This window comes from Streptomyces sp. GQFP (assembly GCF_021545335.1).
Taxonomy (GTDB): domain Bacteria; phylum Actinomycetota; class Actinomycetes; order Streptomycetales; family Streptomycetaceae; genus Streptomyces.
In genome coordinates this window covers 2,328,284-2,343,972 of record NZ_CP089312.1, presented here as the reverse complement: position 1 = coordinate 2,343,972, position 15,689 = coordinate 2,328,284, and the positions used below count along the sequence as shown (strand labels likewise).

Annotated in this window: 10 protein-coding genes and 1 pseudogene; 8 read left to right on the top strand and 3 right to left on the bottom strand. The window is 71.4% G+C overall.

All coding sequences use genetic code 11. The features are described from left to right. The first annotated feature begins 109 nt into the window (after positions 1–109). The 7 genes from LUX31_RS10130 to LUX31_RS10100 all read left to right on the top strand — a co-directional run bounded on the left by LUX31_RS10130 (position 110) and on the right by LUX31_RS10100 (position 8,060). Positions 110–2,833, top strand: coding sequence for a DNA translocase FtsK (locus LUX31_RS10130; protein ID WP_235474457.1), 2,724 nt, complete (start codon positions 110–112; stop codon positions 2,831–2,833). A 269-nt stretch (positions 2,834–3,102) separates the two neighbouring features. After that, a complete protein-coding gene (locus tag LUX31_RS10125; RefSeq protein ID WP_235474456.1) occupies positions 3,103–3,957 on the top strand; it encodes a helix-turn-helix domain-containing protein in 855 nt (284 codons plus the stop codon). Between the two features lie 118 nt (positions 3,958–4,075). Continuing rightward, entirely contained in the window at positions 4,076–5,635 is a 1,560-nt protein-coding gene (rimO, locus tag LUX31_RS10120; RefSeq protein ID WP_235474455.1) for a 30S ribosomal protein S12 methylthiotransferase RimO, read from the top strand. Further along, complete coding sequence (gene pgsA, locus LUX31_RS10115) at positions 5,632–6,474, top strand: CDP-diacylglycerol--glycerol-3-phosphate 3-phosphatidyltransferase (protein WP_235474454.1); 843 nt, start codon at positions 5,632–5,634, stop codon at positions 6,472–6,474. The genes rimO and pgsA overlap by 4 nt, the downstream gene beginning before the upstream one ends. Beyond that, positions 6,471–7,016, top strand: a complete 546-nt coding sequence (locus LUX31_RS10110; protein WP_235474453.1) for a CinA family protein — start codon at positions 6,471–6,473, stop codon at positions 7,014–7,016. Before pgsA ends, LUX31_RS10110 begins: the two co-directional genes overlap by 4 nt. 109 nt (positions 7,017–7,125) lie before the next feature. Further along, positions 7,126–7,500, top strand: a complete 375-nt coding sequence (locus LUX31_RS10105; protein ID WP_235474452.1) for a helix-turn-helix domain-containing protein — start codon at positions 7,126–7,128, stop codon at positions 7,498–7,500. 281 nt (positions 7,501–7,781) lie between these two features. Then, on the top strand, positions 7,782–8,060 hold the full coding sequence (locus LUX31_RS10100) for a hypothetical protein (RefSeq protein WP_235474451.1): 279 nt from the start codon (positions 7,782–7,784) through the stop codon (positions 8,058–8,060). Here LUX31_RS10100 and LUX31_RS10095 read toward each other — a convergent pair. The 3 genes from LUX31_RS10095 to LUX31_RS10085 all read right to left on the bottom strand — a co-directional run bounded on the left by LUX31_RS10095 (position 8,008) and on the right by LUX31_RS10085 (position 14,567). Continuing rightward, the gene (locus LUX31_RS10095) at positions 8,008–8,772 is read right to left on the bottom strand and encodes an SDR family NAD(P)-dependent oxidoreductase (protein WP_235474450.1); all 765 of its coding nucleotides are present in this window, start codon (positions 8,770–8,772) and stop codon (positions 8,008–8,010) included. The two genes, LUX31_RS10100 and LUX31_RS10095, sit on opposite strands and share 53 nt — an antisense overlap. A 65-nt stretch (positions 8,773–8,837) precedes the next feature. After that, positions 8,838–9,677 carry an Fpg/Nei family DNA glycosylase gene (locus LUX31_RS10090; RefSeq protein ID WP_235474449.1) on the bottom strand — a complete coding sequence of 280 codons (840 nt, stop codon included), beginning with the start codon at positions 9,675–9,677 and terminating at the stop codon, positions 8,838–8,840. Between the two features lie 39 nt (positions 9,678–9,716). Continuing rightward, positions 9,717–14,567: an ATP-dependent helicase gene (locus LUX31_RS10085; RefSeq protein WP_235474448.1), complete on the bottom strand. Its 4,851-nt coding sequence runs from the start codon at positions 14,565–14,567 to the stop codon at positions 9,717–9,719. Between LUX31_RS10085 and LUX31_RS37655 the strand changes: the two are divergent. Beyond that, positions 14,455–15,651, top strand: a pseudogene (locus LUX31_RS37655) (AraC family ligand binding domain-containing protein); the annotation flags it as partial. The gene LUX31_RS10085 and the pseudogene LUX31_RS37655 overlap by 113 nt on opposite strands. Between the last annotated feature and the right edge of the window lie 38 nt (positions 15,652–15,689).

Genomic DNA, 15,689 nt, shown 5'->3' with positions numbered 1-15,689 from the left:
GTAGTTGCGCGTGAGCGCGCGTCAGTTTCGCGCTCACGCCAGGGCGACACGAACGGGTGAAGCAGTTACACACGTGTCGGCTGTCGCCTCCACCGGTAACCTCACACACATGGCCCCACGTCCTTCCGCAGCCAAGAAGCCGCCCGCGAAGAAGGCAGCCGCGTCCGCGAAGGCTCCGGCGAAGAAGGCCGCGGCGAAAAAAGCCCCCGCGAAGAGGGCGCCCGCCAAGAAGACAGCGGCGAAGAAGGCCGCGCCCGCTCCGGCGCCCAGCCCGACCGGGGGCGTCTACCGCCTCGTACGCGCCCTGTGGCTCGGCATCGCGCACGCCGTCGGTGCCGTGTTCCGCGGGATAGGGCAGGGTGCGAAGAACCTCGACCCGGCACACCGGAAGGACGGCGTGGCACTGCTGTTGCTCGCCCTCGCGCTGATCGTCGCCGCGGGCACCTGGTCCAACCTGCGCGGTCCCGTCGGCGACCTCGTCGAGATGCTGGTCACCGGCGCGTTCGGCCGGCTCGACCTGCTGGTGCCGATACTGCTGGCGGTCATCGCCGTACGGCTCATCCGGCACCCCGAGAAGCCCGAGGCCAACGGCCGGATCGTCATCGGGCTGTCCGCGCTCGTCATCGGTGTGCTCGGGCAGGTCCACATCGCGTGCGGCGCCCCCGCGCGCAGCGAGGGCATGCAGGCCATAAGGGACGCCGGCGGGCTCATCGGCTGGGGAGCGGCCACCCCGCTGACGTACACCATGGGCCAGGTCCTCGCCGTACCGCTGCTGGTGCTGCTCACCGTGTTCGGGCTGCTCGTGGTCACCGCGACGCCCGTCAACGCGATTCCGCAGCGGCTGCGGCAGCTCGGGGTCCGGCTCGGCATCCTCCACGACCCCGAGGACGACGCGTTCTCCGAGGACGACGAGCAGTACGAGGACCAGTGGCGCGAGTCGCTGCCCGCGCGCCCCCGCAGGCGCGGGTCCGCCCCCGAGGCGTACGACCCGGACGGCGCCGAGCAGGACGCGCTCTCCAAGCGCCGGAGCCGCCCCAGGCGCTCCGTACGGCAGCCCGACCCCGGGCGGCCGATGGACGCCGTGGACGTCGCCGCAGCGGCCGCCGCAGCCCTCGACGGGGCCGTTCTGCACGGCATGCCGCCCTCGCCGATCGTCGCCGACCTCACCCAGGGGGTGAGCGCGGGCGGCGACCGCGAGGAGACGACGCCGACGCCCACTCCCGTACCGGCGGCGCGGCCCAAGCAGGAGAAGCTCAAGGCGGAGCCGGTCAAGGCCGCGGTCGCGGACCTCACGAAGGCGCCGCCGGAGGAGATGCGCGACCTGCCGCCGCGCGCCGAACAGCTCCAGCTCTCCGGGGACATCACCTACTCGCTGCCCTCGCTCGACCTCCTGGAGCGCGGCGGCCCCGGCAAGACCCGCAGCGCGGCGAACGACGCGGTGGTCGCCTCTCTCACGAACGTTTTCATGGAGTTCAAGGTCGACGCCGCGGTCACGGGCTTCACCCGCGGTCCGACGGTCACGCGGTACGAGGTCGAACTGGGCCCCGCGGTGAAGGTCGAGCGGATCACCGCCCTCGCCAAGAACATCGCGTACGCCGTCGCCAGCCCCGACGTACGGATCATCAGCCCGATCCCCGGCAAGTCGGCGGTCGGCATCGAGATCCCCAACACCGACCGCGAGATGGTCAACCTGGGGGACGTGCTCCGGCTGGCCGACGCCGCCGAGGACGACCACCCGATGCTGGTCGCGCTGGGCAAGGACGTCGAGGGCGGCTATGTGATGGCCAACCTCGCCAAGATGCCGCACATGCTCGTCGCAGGTGCGACCGGTTCGGGCAAATCGTCCTGCATCAACTGCCTGATCACGTCGATCATGGTCCGGGCGACCCCCGAGGACGTCCGTATGGTCCTCGTCGACCCCAAGCGCGTCGAGTTGACCGCGTACGAGGGCATCCCGCACCTGATCACGCCGATCATCACCAACCCGAAGCGGGCCGCGGAGGCGCTCCAGTGGGTCGTACGGGAAATGGATCTGCGGTACGACGATCTGGCCGCGTTCGGGTTCCGGCACATCGACGACTTCAACGAGGCCATCAGGAACGGCAAGGTCAAGCTGCCCGAGGGCAGTGAGCGCGAGCTGTCGCCGTACCCGTACCTGCTGGTGATCGTCGACGAGCTGGCCGACCTGATGATGGTGGCCCCCAGGGACGTCGAGGACGCGATCGTGCGCATCACGCAGCTCGCGCGCGCGGCCGGCATCCACCTGGTCCTCGCCACGCAGCGGCCCTCTGTTGATGTGGTGACCGGGTTGATCAAGGCGAACGTGCCGTCAAGGCTCGCCTTCGCCACCTCGTCCCTGGCCGACTCGCGGGTCATCCTGGACCAGCCCGGCGCCGAGAAGCTGATCGGCAAGGGCGACGGGCTGTTCCTGCCGATGGGCGCCAACAAGCCCACCCGTATGCAGGGCGCCTTCGTGACCGAGGACGAGGTCGCGGTCGTCGTCCAGCACTGCAAGGACCAGATGGCGCCGGTCTTCCGGGACGACGTCACCGTGGGCACCAAGCAGAAGAAGGAGATCGACGAGGAGATCGGCGACGACCTCGAACTGCTGTGCGCGGCGGCCGAACTCGTCGTCAGCAGCCAGTTCGGATCCACGTCGATGCTCCAGCGCAAGCTGCGGGTCGGATTCGCCAAGGCGGGGCGGCTGATGGACCTCATGGAGACGCGGGGGATCGTCGGGCCGAGCGAGGGCTCCAAGGCGCGTGACGTTCTTGTGAAGGCTGACGGTCTGGACGAGATGCTCGCGGTGATTCGTGGGGAGACTGAGTCGTAGGGACTCGCCCGGTGTGCGGTGTCCGTGTGTGCGGCAACCGGGTGGTCGATCGTGACTCACTCGTAAGGGATCATTGAGCAACCGTTTCCCTTCGGCGTACGTCAAGTTGAGGGAGGCGACAGATCCTTGCCTCACCATGACCTGACCATCGGCGTGTCCTGGCCATTCCGATGGCGTACAAAGTCCCTCCGCCCAGTTGCCCCACCCTTTCCGAACCCCCCTAAACTGAACCTCCAGCACAGGTGGCTAAACGCTCGAAAGGCGCCCCCGTGTCCATCGGCAACTCCCCACAAGGCGAGCGTCCGTCCGAAGAAGACCGCGACGACCGCGAGGAAGCAGCCCGCCCCTCGATCGGTCGCGCCCTCCAACAGGCCCGCATCGCGGCCGGGCTGACCGTCGACGACGTCAGCTCCGCCACCCGGGTCCGGATCGCCATCGTGCACGCGATCGAACAGGACGACTTCGACGCCTGCGGCGGAGACGTCTACGCGCGCGGGCACATCCGAACCCTCGCTCGCGCCGTCCACCTCGATCCCGAACCGCTGCTCGCGCAGTTCGCCGACGCCCGCGGCGGGCGTCCGGCGCCGACCCCGGCCGCACCCCTGTTCGAGGCGGAACGCATCCGCCCCGAGCGGCGCGGTCCGAACTGGACCGCGGCGATGGTCGCCGCGATCGTCGCCGTGATCGGCTTCGTCGGCTTCACCCTGGTCAACGGGGGCGACGACAACGAAGGCACGCAGGCGGGGGTGGCCGAGGGCTCCACGCCCACGGCCAGTCAGTCGGCCTCGCCCACACCCAAGAAGGACAAGCCCGCCGACCCGAAGCCGGACCCGTCGGACAGCGCGATCGCGGCGGCGCCGCGCGACAAGGTGACCGTCCAGGTGAGCGCCGCGGACGGGCGCAGCTGGATCTCCGCCAAGGACCACAACGGCCGGCTGCTCTTCGACGGCCTGCTCAAGCAGGGTCAGTCCCAGACCTTCCAGGACAACGAGGAGATCAACCTCGTCCTGGGTGACGCGGGCGCGATCCAGCTGTACGTGAACGGCAAGAAGATCGAGGACGAGTTCCAGCCGGGAGCCGTCGAGCGGCTCACCTACACGAAGGGCGACCCCGAGGTCGGCTAGGCGGTAGCGCGCTTTCGGTGTTCACAGGTACGGGGCTGGCCCAGACGGGGCCGGCCCCGTCTGCGTGGGGTGTCCCCGTCGACGTGGGGTGTCAGTGGGACGAAGTAGTCTTGAGCCCATGCCTGAACGCCGTACCGTCGCACTCGTCACCCTTGGCTGCGCCCGTAACGAGGTGGACTCGGAGGAGCTCGCAGGCCGCTTGGAGGCGGACGGCTGGCAACTCGTGGAGGACGCCGAGGACGCGGACGTCGCTGTCGTCAACACCTGTGGCTTCGTCGAGGCCGCCAAGAAGGACTCCGTCGACGCCCTCCTGGAGGCCAACGACCTCAAGGGGCACGGCAGAACCCAGGCCGTCGTGGCGGTGGGCTGCATGGCCGAGCGGTACGGCAAGGAACTCGCCGAGGCCCTCCCCGAGGCCGACGGCGTGCTCGGCTTCGACGACTACTCCGACATCTCCGACCGCCTGCAGACCATCCTGAACGGCGGCATCCACGCCTCGCACACCCCGCGCGACCGGCGCAAGCTGCTGCCGATCAGCCCGGCGGAGCGGCAGAGCGCGGGTGCGGGGGTCGCTCTTCCGGGGCACGGCACCGCCACGGACGCTGACGCAACCCCGGTGGAGCCCGTCGAGGCCCCCGCCGACCTTCCCGAAGGTGTCGCCCCGGTCTCCGGACCGCGTGCGCCGCTGCGCCGGCGGCTCGACGGCGCGCCCGTCGCCTCGGTGAAGCTCGCCTCCGGCTGCGACCGGCGCTGCTCCTTCTGCGCCATCCCGTCCTTCCGCGGCTCCTTCATCTCGCGCCGCCCTAGCGACGTACTGAACGAGACCAGGTGGCTCGCCGAGCAGGGCGTCAAGGAGGTCATGCTCGTCTCCGAGAACAACACCTCGTACGGCAAGGACCTGGGCGACATCCGCCTCCTGGAGTCGCTGCTGCCCGAGCTGGCGGACGTCGACGGCATCGAGCGCGTGCGCGTGAGCTACCTCCAGCCCGCCGAGATGCGCCCGGGGCTCATCGACGTACTGACCTCGACCCCCAAGGTCGCCCCCTACTTCGACCTCTCCTTCCAGCACTCCGCGCCCGACGTGCTGCGCGCGATGCGGCGCTTCGGTGACACCGACCGCTTCCTGGAGCTGCTCGACACCATCCGGAGCAAGGCCCCGCAGGCCGGTGTGCGGTCCAACTTCATCGTGGGCTTCCCCGGTGAGACCGAGGCCGACCTGGCGGAGCTGGAGCGGTTCCTGAACAACGCGCGCCTGGACGCCATCGGGGTCTTCGGGTACTCCGACGAGGACGGCACGGAAGCGGCCACGTACGAGAACAAGCTGGACGAGGACGTCGTCGCGGCCCGGCTCGCCCGGGTCTCGCGGCTGGCCGAGGAGCTGGTCTCGCAGCGCGCCGAGGAGCGTGTCGGTGAGACCTTGCGGGTGCTGGTCGAGTCGGTCGGCGGCGAGGAGGGTGCGTACGGCAGGGGTGAGCACCAGGCGCCGGAGACGGACGGCCAGGTGCTGTTCACCAACTTCGCGGACTTCGAGGGCCTCACGGGCGGCGAAGGCCCGAGCGTCGGCCGTATCGTCGAGGCCAAGGTGGTCGGTACGGAAGGTGTCGACCTGGTGGCCGAGCTGCTCCCGGGCTCGCTCGGCTCGCTCGCGTGTTCGGAGTCAGAGGAGGCGGCCAGATGACCGGAGTCCCGGCATCCGCAGCGGGCGGCTCCTCCAGCGCGCGGAACGCCAAAGGCGTGCCGGGAGCGGTGGGTGTGCCGGGCGCGTTGGGTGCCACCGGGGTCTCCGGTTCCTCGGTCGTTTCTGGGCCCGTGGGGTCCGCTGTCGGCTCCACGGCGTCAGGGGCGCCCTCCCTCGACTCCGGGGATTCCGGTGCTCAGGGGGGTGCGAAGGCGGTGCGCGGCGGGAAGCTGGGCGCCGCGGCCGTCAATCAGGCCAGCCTCTGGAACATCGCGAACATTCTTACGATGATCCGGCTGCTGCTGGTGCCGGGCTTCGTCGCCCTGATGCTGGCCGACGGCGGGTACGACCCGGCGTGGCGCTCGCTCGCCTGGGCGGCCTTCGCCGTCGCCATGATCACCGACATCTTCGACGGCCATCTGGCACGTACGTACGACCTCGTCACCGACTTCGGGAAGATCGCCGACCCCATCGCCGACAAGGCGATCATGGGAGCGGCGCTGATCTGTCTCTCCGCCCTCGGCGATCTGCCGTGGTGGGTGACCGGTGTGATCCTCGGGCGTGAACTCGGGATCACCCTGCTGCGCTTCGTCGTGATCCGGTACGGGGTGATCCCCGCGAGCCGCGGCGGCAAGGTCAAGACGCTGACGCAGGGCGTGGCCGTCGGGATGTACGTCCTGGCGCTGACGGGTCCGCTGGCGACGCTGAGGTTCTGGGTGATGGCCGCGGCGGTCGTGCTGACCGTGGTGACCGGGCTCGACTATGTAAGACAGGCCATTGTGCTGCGCAGGCAGGGAATCGCCGAGCGTGAGGCCGCGTCGGCGGAGGCGGAACGGTGAGTTCCGTGGCCGCCGACGTGGTGAGACTACTGACGGTGAAGGGTGAGACGCTCGCTGTCGCGGAGTCCCTCACGGGTGGTCTCGTTGCGGCGGAGATCACATCGGTGCCCGGAGCCTCCAAGGTGTTCCGGGGTGCGGTGACGGCGTACGCGACCGAGCTGAAGCACCAGGTGCTTGATGTCGACGCCACCCTGCTGGCCGCCAAGGGGGCGGTGAACCCGCAGGTCGCGGCACAGATGGCGGCCGGAGTCCGCCGGATTCTCGGCGCCGACTGGGGCATCGCGACGACCGGTGTGGCCGGCCCGGATCCGCAGGACGGGCAGCCCGTCGGGACGGTTTTCGTGGCCGTGGACGGCCCTTTCGGAGCGGACTCCGGCGCCGAAGGTGGCGGAAAAGTGGCGTCCCTGCGGTTGAACGGCTCCCGGGCGGAAATTCGTATGGAGAGTGTACGGAGCGTACTCGCACTCCTCCTGGAGGGGATTGCGGGCGAACAGACCGGGAATGAGCGGGCACAGGATACGGAACAGAACGGGGGGACCTGATGTTTGCAGCCCTGAGTGAACACGACATCGCTCCCCGCACGGCCGCGGCGCAAGGCGGTACGGTGGGGCGTGAAGGATGCGGCTACACGGTCCGAGGAGGGAGCCACCGATGATTCTGCTCCGTCGCCTGTTGGGTGACGTGCTGCGTCGGCAGCGCCAGCGCCAGGGCCGTACTCTGCGCGAAGTCTCCTCGTCCGCCCGAGTCTCACTCGGCTATCTCTCCGAGGTGGAGCGGGGGCAGAAGGAGGCATCCTCCGAGCTGCTGTCCGCGATCTGCGACGCGCTGGACGTACGGATGTCCGAGCTCATGCGGGAAGTGAGCGATGAGCTCGCCCTCGCCGAGCTGGCCCAGTCTGCTGCGGCCAACGAGCCTGTACCCACGCCGGTGCGTCCAATGCTCGGTTCCGTCTCGGTGGCCGGTGTGCCACCGGAACGGGTGACCATCAAGGCGCCCGCCGAGGCGGTGGATGTCGTCGCCGCCTGAGGTGCACGAACAGCACGACCAGTGAGTGTGTGAGAGCCCCGGCCGGGGCTTCTCCGGGGAGATCCGGAGGAGCGCGGTCGGGGTTTTCGCGTTGTGGGTCCACTGGTGGGGCCGTCCCGGGTGCGTTTGCCGGTGTGTCGTGGGGCGGTCATGGTGGGGAGGAGGCGGGCGCGTGCGGGTTCTTGGGCGGTCGTCGCTGGGAAAGCGGTGCTCCTCTGTGCCGGTGATGCGCCCTGTTTGCGGGTGAGCGTGGCGTTCTAGCGTGAGGCTGGAGGTGAGCCATGGCGGTGCGGATAGTTCGCTGGGGGGCGCTGCTGGGGCTCGGTGCCGTGTGGTGGTGGGCCGTGCTGCGGCTCGCGCTGGCGCCCGGGGCGGGGGTGCTGGAGGGGGCGGTCGCGGCCGGGGGGTGGGGGCTGAGTCTGTTGCCGGTGCACTGTGTGCCGAAGGGGCGGGCGGTGCGGGGGGTTCCGGGGCTGGCTGACGGGGGTGCCGGTGGGGGTGTCGGTCCTACCAGGGCATCGCTACGCCGCCGTTCGGGCGGAGGATCTGGCCCGTCGTGAACGCCGACGCGTCGGACGCCAGGTGCAGCACCGCGTGGGCGACCTCCTCCGGTTCGCCGACCCGGCCCAGCGGGGCCATCCGGGACATCAGCGCCTCGGTGTGCGCCTGCGCCTCGCCGTCGTGGCGGTCGGTCATCGGCGTACGGATCCAGCCGGGCGCGACGGCGTTGACGCGGATGCCGTGGCGTCCGATCTCGGCGGCCAGCGTCTTCGTGAGCTGGACGACCGACGCCTTCGCCACGCCGTAGCAGAGCAGGCCGGGGTTGCCGGTGTCGACGGCGCCCGAGGCCATGGTGACGATGCTGCCCCTGGTGTTCCTGGAGATCATCAGGCGGGCCGCCTCCTGGCAGGCGTACAGCACGCCCTTGAAGTTGACGCCCAGGACCCGGTCCAGATCCTCGTCGCGGGTCTCCAGTACGGGGCTGCTGTGCATGATCCCGGCGACCGCCGCCATGACGTCCAGTCGCTCGCACGCGGCCACGGCCTGCCGGACCTGGGCCCGGTCGGTGACGTCCAGGTGGTGGGTACGGGCCGTGCCGCCCATGCCCTTGATCAGGGTCGCCGTCTCGTGCAGGCCCTGCGCGTCCCGGTCGGCGCAGTGCACCACGGCGCCCGCTTCGGCGAGCAGTACGGCGGATGCGCGTCCGATGCCGCTGGCGGCCCCGGTGACGAATGCGGTGCGTCCGGTGAGGTCGTACGCCTGTACGGGCATGCTGGGACGGTACGAGGGTTCCTGACGGGTCGTCAACTGCTTGTGTGGGGTGTCAGGTGTACGGGTCAGTTGTACGGGGGTGACTTGCGCCGGGCTCGCGCGGCGCCGGGGGCCGGGGCCGGGCCCGGTTGGCAGGTCGGGCACCAGTAGGTGGGGCGTTCGCGGGAGCCGTCGCCCTGGTCGGCGACGCGGATCGGGGTGCGGCAGCGCAGACAGGGGCGGGGCGCGCGGCCGTACGCGAAGAGGTCCTGGCCGCGCAGGCCCGTCGTACTGCGGACCGGGCGGTCCCGGTTGGCTTCGAGGAGTTTCTTCGCGAGTGCGGGCAGCTTCGCGGTGCGGTCGGCGGGCAGGTCGCCGAGGGGGAGCCATGGGGTGACGCCCAGGAGGAAGCACAGCTCGCTCTTGTAGACGTTGCCGATGCCGGCGAGATTGCGCTGGTCGAGCAGGGCCTCGCCGAGGGGGCGGGCGGGGTCCGCGAGGAGGTTGGCGAGTGCCTGGTCGGGGTCCCAGTCGGGGCCCAGGAGGTCGGGGCCGAGGTGGCCGACGGCGCGGTGTTCGTCGGTGGTGCGGAGGAGTTCGAGTACGGGGAGGCGGTAGCCGACGGCGGTGCGGTCCGCGGTGCCGAGGATCGCCCGGATCTGGTGCGAGGGGCCGCCGCTCCAGCGGCTGCCGTTCTCGTACACCTTCCAGGAGCCATCCATCCGCAGATGCGAGTGGAGGGTCAGGCCGCCCTCCACACGGGTGAGGAGGTGCTTGCCGCGTGGGGTGACCTCCAGGACGGTGCGGCCGGTGAGGTCGGCCGTGGCGTACTTGGGCACGCGGAGGTCGGAGCGGGTCAGCACCTTCCCGGCGAGTGCGGTGTGCAGTCTCCTCGCGGCCTGCCAGACCGTGTCACCTTCGGGCATGGGACCAGGGTGGCATGTCGGCGTGGGGGCTGTGATGGGTCATGCGCGTAGGCGCAGGCCGCGCGGGGTCGCGATGAAGCCCGCTCCTTCCAGGAGGGTGCCGAAGGGGGAGGTCAGGGCTGCTGCGCCGTTGACCCGCTCCACCGTGACCGTGCCGAGGGAGCCTGCGCGGGCCGCTGCGGCCAGGGCTTCCGCCGCCGCGTGCAGACGGGGGTCCTCGGTGGGGTGGACGTCCGGTTCGGAGGGCCAGGCCAGGAGTGTCTTGCCGCCTCGTTCCATGTAGAGCGTCAGCTCTCCGTCGACCAGTACCACCAGCGAACCGGCCTTGCGGCCCGCCTTGTGACCGGCGCCGGTCGGGGGCTCGGGCCAGGGGAGCGCGGCGCCGTACGCGTTCGCCGGATCTGCGGCTGCGAGTACTACGGCACGGGTGGCTCCGGAGGAGGGGGGTGAGGAGGTGGGGGAGTAGGGGCGGGGCAGGGCGGTCTCGGCGAAGCCGTGGGCGGGCGTGTGGGGGTTCCGGGCGGTGGGGGCGTGGGGGGAATCGGGGCCGAAGTCGAAGTCGAGGTCTTCTGCGAAGGCGTGGTCTGCGGGGGTGGCGGCGTCGTGCGCGTCGGTCGGGCCGGAGGTCGGGGTGGGCCGGTAGTCGCCGCGGTCTCGGGCGTTCGCTGTTGCCCGGAGGCGGTCGACCGCGCCGTCCATGGCGAACTGGGCGGCGCCGAGGCCCTCCACCACGTAGCCGCGACGGGCCTGACCGCTGTCCTCGAAGGCGGAGAGGATGCGGTACACGGCCGAGAAGCCGCCCTCCACGCCTTCTGCGGCGACGGCTCCCCGGGTCACCACGCCGTGGCGGTCGAGCAGGGTGCGGGCCAGGGCGTGGGCGCGGACGGTGAGGTCGGGCTCATGGGAGGGGAGCAGGGACCAGCGGCCTGCCACGGTCGGGGGGCCGCTGCGTGAGGTGGGGCGTGCGGCGGCCGTAAGCGAGCCGTACCGGCCGCGCGGGACTGCGCGTTTCGCCCGGTGTGCCGTCGAGCCCGCCGTACGGCCCGAGCCGAGCAGGGAGCGCATCGGGGCGAGCGTGTCGTTCGTGAGCCGGCCCGACCAGGCCAGGTCCCAGACGGCGTCGGCCAGTTGGGGATCCGTGGCGTCCGGGTGCGTGGTGGCGCGGATCTGGTCGGCGATCTGGCGGAAGAAGAGCCCGTAGCCCCCGGTGAGGGTGTCGAGGACGGACTGGTGGAGTGCGGTGGGTTCCAGGGGGTGGGGCGGTGGCAGGAGCAGCGGGGCCGCGTCCGCGAGGTACAGGGACACCCAGCCGTCCTTGCCGGGGAGGGCGCCCGCTCCGGCCCAGACGATCTCCCCGGCTGCCGTGAGTTCGTCGAGCATCGCGGGGGCGTAGTTCGCCACCCGGGACGGCAGGACCAGCTTCTCCAGGGCGGATGCGGGCACGGAGGCGCCCTGCAACTGCTCGACCGCACGCACCAGTCCGTCGATGCCGCGCAGCCCGTGGCCCTTGCCGATGTGTTGCCACTGGGGCAGGAACTGCGCGAGCGCCGCAGGGGGCACCGGCTCCAGTTCGTGCCGCAGGGCGGCCAGTGAACGGCGTCGGAGGCGGCGCAGGACCGTCGCGTCGCACCACTCCTGGCCGATGCCTGCCGGGTGGAACTCCCCCTGTACGACACGGCCGTTCGCCGCCAGCCGCTGGAGCGCGCCCTCGGTGACCGCCACGCCCAGGCCGAACCTGGCCGCCGCCGTGGCCGAGGTGAACGGGCCGTGGGTGCGGGCGTGACGGGCGAGGAGGTCACCGAGCGGGTCCTTGACCGGCTCGGTGAATGCCTCCGGGACGCCGACCGGCAGTGCCGTACCGAGCGCGTCCCGCAGACGGCCCGCGTCCTCGATCGCCGCCCAGTGGTCGGCGCCGCCGATACGGACCCTGATCGCGCGGCGGGCGCCGGCCAGCTCCCGGGCCCACCGCGAGTCGGCGCCGCGCTCGGCCAACTCGGCGTCGGTGAGCGGGCCCAGCATGCGCAGCAGGTCCGCGACGCCTTCGGCGTCCTTCACGCGTCGGTCCTCGGTGAGCCACTGGAGTTCCCGCTCCAGCTCCGTCAGCACCTCGGCGTCCAGCAGCTCGCGCAGCTCCGCCTGGCCCAGCAGCTCGGCCAGCAGCCGCGAGTCCAGCGACAGGGCGGCGGCGCGCCGCTCGGCCAGCGGGGAGTCGCCCTCGTACAGGAACTGGGCGACGTATCCGAAGAGGAGGGAGCGGGCGAAGGGGGAGGGCTCCGAGGTGGTGACCTCGACCAGGCGGACCTTGCGGGACTCGATGTCGCCCATCAGTTCCACGAGCCCGGGTACGTCGAAGACGTCCTGGAGGCATTCGCGGACCGCTTCGAGGACGATGGGGAACGAACCGAACTCGCTGGCCACCTGGAGCAGTTGGGAGGCCCGCTGGCGCTGCTGCCAGAGCGGGGTGCGCTTGCCGGGGCTGCGGCGGGGGAGCAGCAGGGCGCGCGCGGCGCACTCGCGGAAGCGGGCCGCGAACAGGGCCGAGCCGCCCACCTCGTCGGTGACGATCCGGTCGACCTCACCCTTGTCGAAGGTCACGTCCGCCGCGCCCACGGGGGCCTGCTCCGCGTCGTATTCCGTGCCGGTCTTCATCGGTTCCTGGTCGAGCAGGTCCAGGCTCATCAGATCGGCGTCCGGGAGGCGCAGCACGATGCCGTCGTCGGCGTGCATGACCTGGGCGTCCATGCCGTACCGCTCGGAGAGCTTGGCGCCCAGCGCGAGCGCCCAGGGGGCGTGGACCTGGGCGCCGAAGGGGGAGTGGACGACGACCCGCCAGTCGCCGAGTTCGTCGCGGAACTGCTCCACGACGATGGTCCGGTCGTCCGGGATGTGGCCGCACGCCTCGCGCTGTTCGGCCAGGTAGGACAGGACGTTGTCCGCGGCCCAGGTGTCGAGTCCGGCGGCGAGCAGGCGGCTGCGGGCGGCCTCCTCGGGCAGTGAGCCGACCTCGCGCAGGAACGCGCCCACCGCGCGGCCCAGTTCCAGCGGGCGGCCCAGCTGGTCGCCCTTCCAGAAGGGGAGGCGGCCGGGGACCCCGGGAGCGGGGGACACCAGGACGCGGTCCCTAGTGATGTCCTCGATGCGCCAGGAACTCGTACCGAGCGTGAATACGTCGCCCACGCGGGACTCGTACACCATCTCCTCGTCCAGCTCGCCGACCCGGCCGCCACCCTTCTTGGGGTCGGCACCGGCGAGGAAGACGCCGAAGAGCCCGCGGTCGGGAATCGTGCCCCCGGAGGTGACGGCGAGGCGCTGTGCACCCGGGCGGCCGGTCACCGAGCCGGCGACGCGGTCCCACACCACGCGCGGACGCAGCTCCGCGAACGCGTCGGACGGATAGCGGCCCGCGAGCATGTCCAGGACCGCGGTGAACGCCGACTCCGGGAGGGCGGCGAAGGGGGCCGCACGGCGGACCGTGGACAGCAGGTCGTCGACCTGCCAGGTGTCCAGCGCCACCATCGCGACGAGTTGCTGGGCGAGGACGTCCAGGGGGTTGGCGGGGACCTTCAGGGACTCGATGGAACCGGTGCGCATGCGCTCGGTGACCACGGCCGCCTGGACGAGGTCTCCCCGGTACTTGGGGAAGACGACCCCTGTGGAGACCGCGCCCACCTGGTGTCCGGCGCGGCCGACGCGCTGCAGCCCGGAGGCCACGGACGGGGGCGACTCGACCTGGATGACCAGGTCCACGGCGCCCATGTCGATGCCCAGTTCGAGGCTGGAGGTGGCCACCACGGCGGGCAGCCGGCCCGCCTTGAGGTCCTCCTCGACCAGTGCGCGCTGCTCCTTGGAGACCGAGCCGTGGTGGGCCCGGGCGATGACCGGCGGTGCGCCCTGGGCCGCGCCCGAGCCGCCCATCAGCTCCGCGGGCGCGTGGTGTTCGGCCAGGGGCTCACCGGTGGCCCGCTCGTACGCGATCTCGTTGAGCCGGTTGCACAGGCGCTCCGCGAGGCGGCGGGAGTTGGCGAACACGATCGTCGAGCGGTGCGCCTGGACGAGATCGGCGATCCGCTCCTCGACGTGCGGCCAGATGGACGGGCGTTCGGCGCCGTCGTTCGCGTCGGCGACCGGGGAGCCGCCCAGTTCGCCCAGGTCCTCCACGGGGACGACGACCGAGAGGTCGAACTCCTTGCCGGACTTGGGCTGGACGATCTCCACCTTGCGCTGGGGGGAGAGGTAACGCGCGATCTCGTCGACCGGGCGGACGGTCGCGGAGAGGCCGATGCGCCGGGCGGGCCTCGGCAGCAGCTCGTCCAGTCGCTCCAGGGAGAGCGCGAGATGCGCGCCGCGCTTGGTGCCCGCGACCGCGTGCACCTCGTCCAGGATCACCGTCTCCACGCCCGTCAGCGCGTCGCGCGTGGCCGACGTGAGCATCAGGAACAGCGACTCCGGGGTGGTGATCAGGATGTCCGGCGGGCGGGTGGCGAGGGCGCGGCGCTCGGCGGGCGGGGTGTCGCCGGAGCGGATGCCCACCTTGACCTCGGGCTCGGGCAGGCCCAGACGTACGGATTCCTGGCGGATGCCCGTGAGGGGGCTGCGCAGGTTGCGTTCCACGTCGACCGCGAGGGCCTTGAGCGGTGACACGTAGAGCACGCGGCAGCGTTTGTGGGGGTCGGCCGGCGGGGGTGTCGAGGTGAGCTGGTCCAGTGCGGCCAGGAACGCGGCCAGGGTCTTGCCGGAGCCGGTCGGGGCCACCACCAGCACGTCCGAACCCTCGCCGATGGCCTGCCACGCGCCCGCCTGGGCCGCGGTGGGCGCGGAGAAGGCCCCGGTGAACCAGCCGCGGGTCGCGGGGGAGAAGCCGTCCAGGGCTCGGTGCGTGGAGCTGACCATGCGTACATCCTGCACCTCGGCACTGACAATCGGGCTGACCTGCGGGTTTGCCTCCGGCGGTGGGGCGGGTGCGGTGTGGTGGTCTGTGGGTGCGGTTGTGTGCCGACTCCCGGTCGGTGGTCGCGCATTCGGTTGTGTGGTGGGTCGGGGCCGCGCCGGGGGGTGTCCGTCCTCGGTCGGGCGGTGCTGCCTGATTTGGATGTGCTCGGTGATGGACGCCCGCCGCTGCGGGCGGACACCCCCCGACACGGCCCCTTCCCGCCGTACGCGGCTGGCGGGTTGCGTGGGGGGCGGGCCCTCGGCGGGCTTGTGCGCCTTCGGGGAGAATGGGGGCATGGCACGTTCGGGGGAGCTGGCTCGGCACTGGCAGTACGTGGAGTTGCCCGGTGTCGATCTTTTGCGTGCTCGGTACATCCAGAAGACCTTTGTCCGGCACACCCACGAGAACTTCGTCATCGCTGCCATCACTGAGGGCGTGGAGGTCTTTCGTCATCGGGGGGTCGATCAGTACGCGGGGTCGGGGGCGCTCGCGTTGGTCAATCCCGATACGCCGCACACGGGGCGGGCGGGGGTGCCCGAGGGGTGGCGGTACGGGGCTGTGTATCCGGCGCCCGAGGTGGTCGCGGAGATCGCCGCGGAGACCACGGCGATTCGGGGGACGCCTGGATTTGTCGCTCCCGTGTTTGATGATCCGTACTCGGTCGCTCTTGTTCATGAGGTGCTGCGTGCGGCCGAGGAGGGCAACGCGTTGGCCGCCGACACGTTGCTGCGGGTCGCGGTGACCCGGTTGCTTCGGCTCAACGGCGGGGTCCTTCAGGAGCGGGCGGTGCGTACGGCGGGCGGGCGGATCGCGGCACGCGCGCGTGCTGTGCTGGAGGAGACGATGGCCGAGCCGCCGACCCTGGAGAGGCTTGCCAAGGATCTGGGTACCAGCCCCTTCGCGCTGCTCCGGGCGTTCCGTGACACGTACGGATTGCCGCCGCACGCCTGGCTGACGGACGCACGCGTGCGTCGGGCGCGGCGGCTGCTGGACGCGGGTACCGCGCCCGCCGACGTGGCTGTTGCGGTCGGGTTTACCGATCAGCCACATCTCAACCGGCACTTCGCCCGGATCGTGGGCGT

What these genes read in the sequence shown, in the direction of transcription:
- LUX31_RS10105 (WP_235474452.1), top strand. Translation starts at nt 7,126, where the DNA reads ATGATTCTGCTCCGTCGCCTGTTGGGTGACGTGCTGCGTCGGCAGCGC.
- pgsA (WP_235474454.1), top strand. Translation starts at nt 5,632, where the DNA reads ATGACCGGAGTCCCGGCATCCGCAGCGGGCGGCTCCTCCAGCGCGCGG.
- LUX31_RS10090 (WP_235474449.1), bottom strand. Translation starts at nt 9,677, where the DNA reads ATGCCCGAAGGTGACACGGTCTGGCAGGCCGCGAGGAGACTGCACACC.
- LUX31_RS10100 (WP_235474451.1), top strand. Translation starts at nt 7,782, where the DNA reads ATGGCGGTGCGGATAGTTCGCTGGGGGGCGCTGCTGGGGCTCGGTGCC.
- LUX31_RS10085 (WP_235474448.1), bottom strand. Translation starts at nt 14,567, where the DNA reads ATGGTCAGCTCCACGCACCGAGCCCTGGACGGCTTCTCCCCCGCGACC.
- LUX31_RS10130 (WP_235474457.1), top strand. Translation starts at nt 110, where the DNA reads ATGGCCCCACGTCCTTCCGCAGCCAAGAAGCCGCCCGCGAAGAAGGCA.
- rimO (WP_235474455.1), top strand. Translation starts at nt 4,076, where the DNA reads ATGCCTGAACGCCGTACCGTCGCACTCGTCACCCTTGGCTGCGCCCGT.
- LUX31_RS10095 (WP_235474450.1), bottom strand. Translation starts at nt 8,772, where the DNA reads ATGCCCGTACAGGCGTACGACCTCACCGGACGCACCGCATTCGTCACC.